This is a genomic window from Candidatus Dadabacteria bacterium, from assembly GCA_026705445.1.
Classification (GTDB): domain Bacteria; phylum Desulfobacterota_D; class UBA1144; order Nemesobacterales; family Nemesobacteraceae; genus Nemesobacter.
The window spans coordinates 134,047-144,563 of the sequence record JAPPAR010000013.1 but is presented as its reverse complement, the minus strand read 5'-3'; the positions used below and the strand labels follow the sequence as shown (position 1 = coordinate 144,563).

General features: G+C 49.7%; 10 protein-coding genes. 5 read left to right on the top strand and 5 right to left on the bottom strand.

The genetic code is table 11. The features are described from left to right. Window positions 1-123: 123 nt before the first annotated feature. The 3 genes from OXG75_03425 to OXG75_03415 form a co-directional block, all read right to left on the bottom strand. Entirely contained in the window at window positions 124-690 is a 567-nt protein-coding gene (locus tag OXG75_03425) for a hypothetical protein (protein MCY3625037.1), read from the bottom strand. Window positions 691-695: 5 nt separating this feature from the next. After that, complete coding sequence (locus tag OXG75_03420; GenBank protein ID MCY3625036.1) at window positions 696-1,166, bottom strand: RNA polymerase sigma factor; 471 nt, start codon at window positions 1,164-1,166, stop codon at window positions 696-698. Between the two features lie 61 nt (window positions 1,167-1,227). Further along, the gene (locus tag OXG75_03415; protein MCY3625035.1) at window positions 1,228-1,611 is read right to left on the bottom strand and encodes a hypothetical protein; all 384 of its coding nucleotides are present in this window, start codon (window positions 1,609-1,611) and stop codon (window positions 1,228-1,230) included. Window positions 1,612-1,775: 164 nt separating this feature from the next. Here OXG75_03415 and OXG75_03410 point away from each other — a divergent pair, with 164 nt between their 5' ends. Beyond that, window positions 1,776-1,949 (top strand): hypothetical protein, encoded by a 174-nt coding sequence (locus OXG75_03410; protein ID MCY3625034.1) that lies wholly within the window; start codon window positions 1,776-1,778, stop codon window positions 1,947-1,949. Here OXG75_03410 and mnmG read toward each other — a convergent pair. Both mnmG and OXG75_03400 read right to left on the bottom strand, forming a co-directional pair. After that, window positions 1,922-3,838, bottom strand: coding sequence for a tRNA uridine-5-carboxymethylaminomethyl(34) synthesis enzyme MnmG (gene mnmG / locus OXG75_03405; protein MCY3625033.1), 1,917 nt, complete (start codon window positions 3,836-3,838; stop codon window positions 1,922-1,924). The genes OXG75_03410 and mnmG overlap by 28 nt on opposite strands. Before the next feature lie 118 nt (window positions 3,839-3,956). Then, window positions 3,957-4,676 carry a hypothetical protein gene (locus tag OXG75_03400; protein MCY3625032.1) on the bottom strand — a complete coding sequence of 240 codons (720 nt, stop codon included), beginning with the start codon at window positions 4,674-4,676 and terminating at the stop codon, window positions 3,957-3,959. A gap of 171 nt (window positions 4,677-4,847) precedes the next feature. Here OXG75_03400 and OXG75_03395 point away from each other — a divergent pair, with 171 nt between their 5' ends. From OXG75_03395 to uvrA, 4 genes are all read left to right on the top strand, one after another. Then, window positions 4,848-5,924: a hypothetical protein gene (locus OXG75_03395; protein ID MCY3625031.1), complete on the top strand. Its 1,077-nt coding sequence runs from the start codon at window positions 4,848-4,850 to the stop codon at window positions 5,922-5,924. 117 nt (window positions 5,925-6,041) lie between these two features. After that, a complete protein-coding gene (gene htpX, locus OXG75_03390) occupies window positions 6,042-6,908 on the top strand; it encodes a zinc metalloprotease HtpX (GenBank protein ID MCY3625030.1) in 867 nt (288 codons plus the stop codon). 32 nt (window positions 6,909-6,940) lie between these two features. After that, window positions 6,941-7,657: a gamma-glutamyl-gamma-aminobutyrate hydrolase family protein gene (locus tag OXG75_03385; GenBank protein MCY3625029.1), complete on the top strand. Its 717-nt coding sequence runs from the start codon at window positions 6,941-6,943 to the stop codon at window positions 7,655-7,657. 36 nt (window positions 7,658-7,693) lie between these two features. Then, window positions 7,694-10,516 carry an excinuclease ABC subunit UvrA gene (gene uvrA / locus OXG75_03380; GenBank protein ID MCY3625028.1) on the top strand — a complete coding sequence of 941 codons (2,823 nt, stop codon included), beginning with the start codon at window positions 7,694-7,696 and terminating at the stop codon, window positions 10,514-10,516. Window position 10,517 lies beyond the last annotated feature (1 nt).

The window sequence follows — 10,517 nt, the reverse complement described above, 5'->3', positions numbered from 1 at the left end:
GCACAATCCCCCCGTCGTTATTGATCAAAACGCTGTTTTGGCAAATGAAGTTCGGCCTAATACTTCAATTAGATAACTTGATGCAGACCGACTAAGACTATTTTGCCCAACTCCCAGTTTCGATTATTGGCCGTGGGCAAGGCCGTAGAGCAACAGCTGGTCAGTCCACAATTCTACTTGCACACCGTTCGTTTTATATATTCCTGATTCGACATCTTTTATGTTATCGGTAATCGGCAAAACATATAAGGTGTGGATAGTCTGGCTTTTGCGGTGGTTCAATTTCAATTGAGCTGCCTGAAACCCCTGGATGGTGCAGTACTTGCCGCCTATGAGAAGGAAATCCCGAACCAGATTGTCACGGCGGGGCTGGAGGGGAAAGTCCAACTCGCTGAGTGCGTTCTGCACAACGCCGTACTGGTCTGATCTCACCACCAGTGCGCCGTGTTGGCGGTGATTGTGTCCGATTTCGGCGACCACCTGATGGGTAAGGCCGCTGTCCGTACTAATGTGCAGCCACAGCCCAATTCCGATTGTCAGCAATATTACCGCGGCAATTGGGATAAGATAAGAGACACTGTGGCGCGTTCTTCCCATCTCATTGACGGAGGCTTGCATTGCCGTGACCCTGTGCGAATCAAGGCGCTTGCTTCGATAGTAGTTCTTGAGTTCTTGTTCCAAGTTCTTCATGATGTTCAGTCGACCGTATTTAAGGCAGTCAATTTTTTCCTACTTCTATGTATGAGACTCAGGACAGTTCCCCGAGGCCTGCCGGTCAGCGTGGCAATTTCATTGGCCGAGTAGCCCTCCACGATATGCAGAAACAGGGCTTCGCGCTCGATATCCCGCAATTTGGAAAGCATCTGATCTATGGCGACCTTAGTGTCTTCCCCAGTGGCGGCGGCGGAAGCCGAGAGACTCTCGTGTTCGCTTGTGAGCGTGATAAACCGGACGCGTTTCCGTCTGCGGTACTGGTCGATGTACAGATTTCGGATAGTTGTGAAAAAAAGAGCCTTCGTTTTCACTTCGCTATACCGCTGATGTAACTTAAGCCAAGCCGTCTGCACCAAGTCCTCAGCATCGTGATGGTGATGAGTGAGTGCGTAGGCATACCGGAATCCACTCTGTAACAGCTCTTCTTCATTGAGTGATGGCGGTGCTGGCATGGCTTCATGCAGGCAGGGCTGTCCCCCACCGCTTGGAAGTTCCTATATTCCTGTGGCCAGTCTAGCTTTCCAAATGATACTTCCGTTTGACGCTCCCGACTTTGTGTACGATACCCTGTAAGGCCTGGAACTTGCCGTCTTTTTCAATCACCAGAAAATCAAGGTCGAAATAGACGCCGTTGCGGTCGTGGAAATCCGCGCAACTGACGTAGTAGTCGGCCTTTTTCACGATTCCGTCATGCAGCTTTGTGAGCTTGAGCTTGAGGAGGTCGTCCGTGACTGCGTCATACAGGACATAATGTCCGTTCACCGTGTTGTGGTCAATATGCTCCTGCATCGCTATCTGGATCGCGTGCCGTTTCTCTCCTTTTATGCTTGGGTCATCGGCGGCAGAGGCGGTCAAGGCGAAAGCCAGAAAAACCAGTATTCCCATTATGCTCTTCATATTGAGTATCTCCTTTAAAGTGTCTACTTACATTAGTAAAGACGAACGGGATGCCGTCGTGATTGCATCGAGCCGTCAACGGCAACTATTTTTTTTGTCGAGACTGTTGCATTTGTGAAAACTGCTCCTATAATCTATGTAAAATTTTTTACAGGGGGGACCAAATGGCTAATAGAAGGAATGATAAAAAAGTGAGAGATCTTGTCGAGATGATGCAGGATCCCGAAGGTTCCGGTTACATCGGAAGCGACTGCGACACCATGGAACTTTACGAGCAGGAGCTTGAGGAGATGGAAGGGGCCGACGGCTTTTACGACGGGGAACTTGATTTCAACTGAGCTTCCTGCTCAAGCCCCCGCGTTTTCCTGATATGAACAAGCAGTACTGATATAGCGGCGGGAGTTATACCTGAAACCCGACTTGCCTGTCCTACCGATTCGGGTTTTACTCTTGAGAGTTTCTGAACAATTTCGTTTGAAAGTCCCGGGATGTTTTTGTACTCGAAGGTTTCCGGGATTTTCATGTTCTCGAATTTCTGCAATTTCCCGACTTCTTCTCTCTGTCTTTTTATGTAACCCTCGTATTTTACTTCCATCTCTATCTGCGCCCCGAGTTTCGGGGAGATGTCCGGATTCGCTGAGGAGTCTATAAAGCCCAGCATTTCATACGTGAACCCGGGTCTTCTGAGTATCTCTTTTAGGCTTTGGGGCTTTTTGATTCTCTGTGAACCGAGATTTTCAAGAATCCTGTTTGTTTTCTCGTTTGGAACCACCTTCTCGCTCTCAAGCCTTGCGAGTTCGTTTTCAAGCGCGGTTTTCCTGGCGCGGAATCCCTCGATCCGCTCGTCGCTGAGAAGTCCTATTGTGTGTCCAAGCTCCCCGAGTCTTAGGTCAGCGTTGTCCTCCCTCAATATAAGTCTGTATTCCGCCCTTGAGGTAAACATCCTGTAAGGTTCATCGACTCCTTTTGTGACCAGATCATCAATCAGAATTCCTATGTAGGCCTCCGAGCGTCCGAGCACGAAAGGATCCTTCCCCTTTATCCGAAGCGCTGCGTTTATTCCCGCTATTAGTCCTTGGCTTGCCGCCTCCTCGTAGCCCGTGGTTCCGTTTACCTGTCCTGCGAAAAATATGTTTTCGAGGAGTTTTGATTCAAGAGTAGCACCAAGCTGCGTGGGGTCGAGAAAGTCGTATTCGACCGCGTATCCCGGCCTCATTATCTCCACGTTGCGAAGTCCTTCCATGGTTCTTGAGAACTCGTGCTGAACTTCAATGGGAAGGCTGGTTGAAATTCCGTTGGGATAGATTTCGTAAGTATTTCTTCCCTCAGGTTCGAGAAATATCTGGTGACGGTTCCGATCGGGAAACTTAACCACCTTATCTTCTATCGATGGGCAGTACCTTGGTCCTATTCCCTTTATGAGGCCGGAGTAAAGAGGGGACTTGTCGATGTTTTCGTTTATAACGCGGTGGGTTTCTTCGTTAGTGTAAGTGATGTAGCATGGCATCTGCTCAGTTGTGATTTTTCCCGGGGAAAAGGAAAAAGGCACAGGGTCCTGATCCCCGTCCTGCCTCTCAAGTTTGTCCCACTCGATGGTCCTTCCGTCAAAGCGCGGAGGAGTTCCGGTTTTGAGCCTGCCTGTCGTGAAACCCAAATCCGCAAAAGAATTCGATATGGCTCCCGCGGCGGCTTCCCCCGCACGGCCGGACGAAATCCGCGTAAGGCCTATGTGTATGAGTCCACCAGGAAAAGTTCCGGGGGTGACCACGACGGTATCTGAAAAAAATCTTTCCCCAAGGGCGGTTTTAACCCCTGCGACTTTTTTACCGTCAACCAGAAATTCCTCGACCATGGCCTGCTTTATCTCTATGTTGTCTTCGCTCTCAAGAGCCTTTTTCATGTAGGTTCTGTAGCTTTGGCGGTCGGCCTGTATTCTGGTTGCCTGCACCGCCGCGCCCTTTCGGGTGTTGAGTCTTCTGAACTGTATGGCCGCGGTGTCTGCGGCTTTTCCCATCTCCCCGCCAAGCGCGTCTATCTCTTTTACCAAGTGACCTTTTCCGACGCCCCCTATGGAGGGGTTACACGACATGAGCCCGATTGTGTCTATATTGGCCGTGAGAACCAGGGTCGTACAGCCTATTCTGGCTGCGGCGAGTGCCGCCTCACACCCGGCGTGACCGGCTCCGATCACTATCACTTCGTATTTTTTTGAGTTTAAAAGAGACATTTTTCTAAATCACTCAAGTGATTTCCAACGCCAATTATAACTGCTAAGGCCTGACGGATAAACGAAAGACAGCTTTGGAGTTTTCTAGGGTTATTTATTCGAGCTTTTATTCGGGAGGTTAAGTCTTACGACAGAACCGCGTAAAGATATTGTCAATTTTTTCTCTGCACTGTTCACTTGTAAACAACTTGAATCTGGAGAGGTGAGGAAGCCGCAAAAGTCTGGTCTTGGCAGTCTCTCCGAACTCAAAAATTTCGGCGGAGATGTTACCCCAGCCTGTTTCTAATTCGCACTGTTTACCTTCGTGCAGGTTATTGTAGGTGGTTGCGATTATTTTTCTGACGTGTTTGGTCGTTTTGCGATCAATGCACACAAACAACTCTGGCGGCTGAATAGACCGCAATATCTTTGACCATAATTTCTCTCCAAAAACAAATGCTTCTTCCTCATGTTCTAGATCTTGCAAGCTTGCCGATCTAAAAGGCACGAAGTAGCCGGACAAGGCAACTTCAATAAAGGCGGAATTACTGCCGCTATAATTTGTCTTCTCGCAAATTTTGCCGAACATCTTTTGTATCTGTATCTGTAAGTTGTCTTCTCCGGGTCTATTGTCACCCCATCTTTCACATAAATAGGGTGAACCGTTCTCACAACTGATGAATTGATGCTCAGGGCGTTGTTTGCGCCCTCGAGGATTCAAATTGATGAAGACTATTTTAGGGTTGGTTTCCAAAATGGATTTTGAACAGGTCAAAAATCTCCAGCCGAGTTTATAGCCATATTTCTGAGAAAAGTCTTCTATTTGATCTGTGATGTCCTGAAGAATATCATTTGCCATTGTGCTCAGAAACTATACACAGCCATGGTATATGTCGAAAAAAGCCATCATATTTTAACTAAGAAGTTAAAACTGAAGCTTAAATGTTTACCATTTTCTTAATGTTCACTAGTTGCAGTTCTCCCATGTTAAGATTGACCGAACCCCATACAATTGTTAGAATTTCGTGAAATGATATCTCCCGAGTTTCTAGAATTTGTATCTTCAATAAAAGGCAGACTAGGTTCCTACCCAAGCGAAGAGTCCGTTAGTGTGCAGATTGTTCTGCCGGTTCTTGGACATCTGGGTTGGGACATACACAGCCCGGATTATGTTTGTCCGCAATATCCGCTTGATAGACTCAAGGTTGATTACGGCCTCAAAATTTCTAAGGGTAGCGGGGAAGGTCTGCGATGCATAATTGAAGTCAAAGCCGAAGGAAATCTGGATGCTGACCACCAGCTTTTTAAATATGCGTTTTTTGCGGGTGCTCCACTGGCTGTTCTCACTGACGGAAGACATTGGAGGTTCTATCTTCCAATGGTTCCGGGAAAATTTGAGGAAAGGCTTGTCCGTACTTTGGATTTTGGGGAACATTCGCACGAAGAAATAATTAATGGCCTGGTCCGTTATTTATCCTTTGAGAATACACGCTCAGGAAAAGCTAAAGAGAATGCGGAGCGTGATCACAATCAAAGGATTAGAAGCATTGAGACTGAAAAAAACATTTCCGTGGCTTGGGGAAATCTGCTGTACGGTTCTTCTGACAAGCTTGTTACTCTGCTTATCGAGGAAACATCGCAGATTTCCTCTGGATATGCTCCGGCAAGGTCGGATGTGAAGGAGTTCCTTAAGAACATCAAAAACATTGAATCAGAATCAGGAAATGCTTCTCGAAAGAAGCTACGAAAACCTAAACCGGAAAAACCCAAAAAAGTATCTAGGAAAGAGGTTCAGTATTTTTTGTTGAACGAAAGATACACGGAGACCAAGCCTATAAGAGCATATGTGAGGATTATGAAAATTCTCGTCGCTAAGGACAAGGGTTTCATTATGCGCTTAGCTCCGCAGACTGCGGGCAGAAAGAAGAAATGGTTGTCTCAGGACCGTAAGGATATGATTAAGTTTGACAGAGCTGAAGAAATCCTCCCAGGCTGGTGGTTGTGTACTAATGTGGCAAATCGAGACAAGCTCAAGAGACTGCGGATAGCTTGTGAAGTTGCAGGGATTCCTTTCGGAAAACCGGGAGGACTAAAAATCACGTTTTGACTTGGGAAATACTTCTTTCCATTGAATTTACTATCACCAGTATTATTATATTTTTTGTAAGAGGAGCCCATCGTTTTTCTTTGGGTTTGGAAAATATTTCGGAGGCATTTTTAGAAGATGAATACTCTTAAAAGTCTTTTTCTGCTTGCTTTTCTCTCTGCCATTCTGGTTTGGGTAGGGGGCATGATAGGGGGCAAAAATGGTGCCTTAGTGGCACTTGTTCTCGCGGGAGTTATGAATTTCGTGAGCTACTGGTGGAGCGACAAGATCGTTCTCAAGATGTACAAAGCAAGCGAGGTCGGAAGGGACAACGCGCCTGACCTTTACTCCGATGTCGAGGAACTTGCCCAGATAGCGGGACTTCCAATGCCCCGGGTCTACATAATCCCCGAACAGGCCCCGAACGCCTTTGCCACGGGTCGGGATCCCCACCACTCGGCTGTAGCGGTCACTCAGGGAATCATGCGTCTTTTGAACAGAAACGAACTTAAGGGCGTAATCGCCCATGAGCTTGCCCATATAAGAAACAGAGACATCCTGATCGGTTCCGTGGCGGCGACAATCGCCGGCGCTATCAGCTACCTCGCCTACATGGCGCAGTTTGCGGCCATTTTCGGAGGAGGGGGAGGCGGTGACAGAAGAGGCGGAGGGATGCTGGGACTTCTGGCTATGGCCATTATAGCCCCGATGGCGGCAATGATCGTGAGAATGGCTATATCAAGAACCAGGGAGTTCGGAGCGGACAAGACCGGGGCCGAGATATGCGGAAATCCGCTCTATCTTGCCGACGCGCTCAGGAAGCTTCAGGCTGGAGCGTCGAGAGTTCCCCTTCAGGTAAGCGAGCAGGCGGCCGAGAGCACGGCGCACATGATGATAGTGAGCCCGATGATCGGGGGAGGTTTCGCAAAGCTTTTCAGCACCCATCCTCCTACGGAAGAGAGAGTCGCAAGGCTTGAAGCCATGGTCGGCGGCGCTTCCCTTTAAACCGGAAGAGAAAACTCTTTGAAAAGGAGCACATGAAGGCACGACCGCTTATCGGCATAACGACTGATCTTGAGGACAAATCAAACCTTATAGAATCCGCTTACTCGAAGGCGGTTGAGTTCTACGGCGGTGCCCCGGTCCTGATTCCCACGGTTGCCGAAGCTTCAAGCTCGGATTTTCTGCTCAATATAATCTCCGCAATTGACGGGCTTTTGATACCGGGTTCAAGGGACATGGACCCAAAATTCTACGGCGAATCCCCGCATCCTGCCATAAATCCCATGAGTTCCGAGAGAACGGAAACGGAATTCAGCGTCCTTCGCCTTGCTCTCGAAAAAGACGTGCCGGTTTTGGGGATATGCGGAGGCATGCAGTTTATAAATGTTTTCCACGGGGGCTCGATACACCAGGACATAAGAGCGCTTTTGCCCGACGCGCTTTGTCACGAAGGGGGCGAGGTTCACGACGTCACGGTTCTTCCGGACACGGTCTTCGGCGGTTTCACGGAAGAAAAGGAATTCGAGATAAAAAGTTACCACCACCAGGCAATAAACAGGGTTGGAGATGGTCTTAGGGTAAACGCCTTGGCCCCGGACGGAATAGTGGAGGGGTTTGAGTCGGCCGACGGTCGCGTCATGGGTTTTCAGTGGCATCCCGAACTTGAGCGGACCCCCCTCTCCGAACTGATTTTCACCCGGTTCCTCTCCGAAGCCGCACAGACGGCGGACGGTTCCCCCGGTATCGGGTAATTTTATCTGCGTATTTTTCCTAGGGGAGCCTTCAGGTTGAAGTTCATTAGCATAATCGGTGCGCGGGAGCACAATCTTAAGAACATAGACGTCAAAATACCGAGGCGCAGCTTCACGGTTGTCACGGGAGTGAGTGGTTCGGGGAAATCTTCTCTGGTTTTCGACATACTTTTTGCCGAGGCGCAGAGAAGATTCATGGAGTCGCTTTCCTCCTATGCCAGGCAGTTTGTCGAGAAACTTGACAAGCCGGATGTCGATTTCGTCGAGGGCCTTTCTCCGTCCGTTTCGGTAGATCAGAAGACCTTTCACAGGAACCCCCGCTCGACCGTCGGGACCATAACGGAGATATACGACTACATGCGCGTACTTTTTTCCGTGATCGGAGAGCCGCACTGCTATGAGTGCGGTGACGTTATATCTTCACAGACCCCTTCTAGCATGATTGAGAGAATCCGCGAGGAAGCGGGCAGAAAACCCGTGTCCGTATATTCCCCGGTAGTTCAGGGAAGAAAAGGAATATACAGAAAAGAGCTTGAAGACATGAGAAGGGAAGGTTTTGTCAGGGTTAGAATCGACGGAGAGACCTATGACCTTGAAGACGACATAGAGCTTTCCCGCAACAAAAAGCACACTATTGAACTTCTGGTGGACAATATAGTCTTGCGTGGGGAAAATTCGGTGAAAAGGCTCTCAGAAGCGGTGTCCCTTGCCCTTAAAAGATCGGGCGGGCTCTTGAAATGCGAGATCGAAGGTGGGAGGACTCTCACTTTCAGCGAACATTTCTCCTGTTCCCGCTGCGCGATAAACTACCCGGAGATATCCCCCAGGCTTTTTTCCTTTAACAGTCCCTACGGCGCATGCGTTAACTGCCAGGGGCTTGGATTCGAAACGTTTTTCGATCCCGAACTCATAGTGGAAGATGCTGGGAAGTCTCTTCACGAAGGAGCGATCAAGCCGTTTGAGGATTCAAAATACGTTGCCCGGATACTAGAGGGACTCTCCGAACATTACGGTTTCGCGCTCGACGTTCCGTTTTCCCGGCTCTCCGCACTGCACAGACAAAAGATACTCTACGGTTCGGGGACGGAGAGAATAAGCTTCAGGAAAGCAAGGAGGGGAAGGCGAAGGGAATACTCCGCGACTTTCCCCGGGATCGTCGGCATGCTCACGGAATGGTACTCGCAGACCAGTTCGGAAGAGCTTCGGGAAAAACTCTCGAAATACATGAGAACGGTTCCGTGCAGAGAGTGCGATGGATCCAGGCTCAACAAGATTGCCCTTTCCGTGCTTTTCAGGGGAAAGAACATATCGGATCTTGCCGGCATGGCGGTTTGCGATCTCGCCCCATACTTCGAGTCGCTTGAACTTTCCGTGAGGGAGGGAAAAATCGCCGGGGAGGTAATAAAGGAGATATCCTCCCGGCTCGGTTTTCTCGGGGACATAGGACTTGGCTACGTGAGTCTTGACCGCACGGCGCCGACCCTTTCGGGCGGAGAGGCTCAGAGGGTGAGGCTCGCAACCCAGGTGGGATCGAAACTTACGGGAATAACGTACGTGCTTGACGAGCCTTCCATAGGACTTCACCCGAAGGATAACAAAAAGCTCGTTGAGACGTTAAAGAGCATAAGGGACATGGGCAACACCGTGATCGTTGTCGAGCATGACGAAGAAACCATAAAGAGCGCTGATTTCGTGCTTGACGTCGGTCCGGGAGCAGGAGAACTCGGAGGCGAGGTTGTCTGCTCTGGAAGCGTCGGGAGAATTTCCCGGTGCGCCGGTTCGGTTACCGGAAGATACCTTTCGGGCAAAAAGAGGATCCCGGTGCCCGGTTCGAGACGCTCCTCCCGGACCCGGATCGGGGTTCGAGGGGCTTTAGGGAACAATCTCAGGGAAATTGACGTTGATTTTCCCCTCGGAACATTCATATGCGTCACGGGAGTTTCCGGCTCGGGGAAAAGCACTCTCGTAGTTGACACCCTCTATCATGGCCTGTCAAGAAAACTTAACCGGAGCAAAAATCGCGCGGCTCCGCACGGAGAGATCATCGGTACCGAAAATCTGGACAAGGTCATCAAGGTCGATCAGAGCCCGATAGGCAGAACCCCGAGATCGAATCCCGCAACCTACACCGGCGTGCTCACCGAGATAAGAAAAATCTTCTCAATGCTTCCCGAGTCGAAGGTGATGGGATACGGGCCGGGCAGGTTCAGCTTTAACCTCTCTCAGGGAAGTTGCCCGGGGTGCCGAGGAAGCGGAACCGTCAGGATCGAGATGCACTTTCTTCCCGATGTTTATGTTACGTGCGAGGTGTGCGGAGGAAAGAGGTACAATGACGAGACCCTGGCGATCAAGTACAAGGGAAAGAACATGTCTGATGTTCTAGAGATGACCATAGAAGAGGCGGCGGATTTTTTCGAGAACATACCGAAGATTTCAGGGAAGCTCAGGTTGCTGAACGAAGTCGGGCTCGGTTACGTAAGGCTCGGGCAACGGGTAACCACTCTCTCCGGAGGGGAGGCGCAACGCATAAAGCTCGCTAGGGAACTTGGAAAAAAAGCCTCTGGAAAGACCCTCTACATACTTGACGAACCGTCGGTTGGGCTTCATTTCGACGATATACAGAAGCTTGTTTCGGTAATACAAAGGCTCGTGGACCTCGGAAACACCGTGGTTGTCATAGAGCATAATCTTGACATCATAAAGTGTGCGGACCACGTGATTGATCTCGGTCCCGGGGGCGGAGAAGACGGTGGAGAGCTTGTTGCCTGCGGCACTCCGGAGGAGATATGCGGGGTAAGCGGTTCGCACACGGCTTTTTATCTCAGAGGCGTTTTAGAAAACGGTGTCACAGGGAGCTAAA

Excerpts from the sequence above, each read along its gene's own strand:
- OXG75_03425 (MCY3625037.1), bottom strand. The coding sequence starts at position 690 with ATGAAGAACTTGGAACAAGAACTCAAGAACTACTATCGAAGCAAGCGC.
- htpX (MCY3625030.1), top strand. The coding sequence starts at position 6,042 with ATGAATACTCTTAAAAGTCTTTTTCTGCTTGCTTTTCTCTCTGCCATT.
- mnmG (MCY3625033.1), bottom strand. The coding sequence starts at position 3,838 with ATGTCTCTTTTAAACTCAAAAAAATACGAAGTGATAGTGATCGGAGCC.
- OXG75_03385 (MCY3625029.1), top strand. The coding sequence starts at position 6,941 with ATGAAGGCACGACCGCTTATCGGCATAACGACTGATCTTGAGGACAAA.
- OXG75_03410 (MCY3625034.1), top strand. The coding sequence starts at position 1,776 with ATGGCTAATAGAAGGAATGATAAAAAAGTGAGAGATCTTGTCGAGATG.
- OXG75_03400 (MCY3625032.1), bottom strand. The coding sequence starts at position 4,676 with ATGGCAAATGATATTCTTCAGGACATCACAGATCAAATAGAAGACTTT.
- OXG75_03395 (MCY3625031.1), top strand. The coding sequence starts at position 4,848 with ATGATATCTCCCGAGTTTCTAGAATTTGTATCTTCAATAAAAGGCAGA.
- OXG75_03415 (MCY3625035.1), bottom strand. The coding sequence starts at position 1,611 with ATGAAGAGCATAATGGGAATACTGGTTTTTCTGGCTTTCGCCTTGACC.
- OXG75_03420 (MCY3625036.1), bottom strand. The coding sequence starts at position 1,166 with ATGCCAGCACCGCCATCACTCAATGAAGAAGAGCTGTTACAGAGTGGA.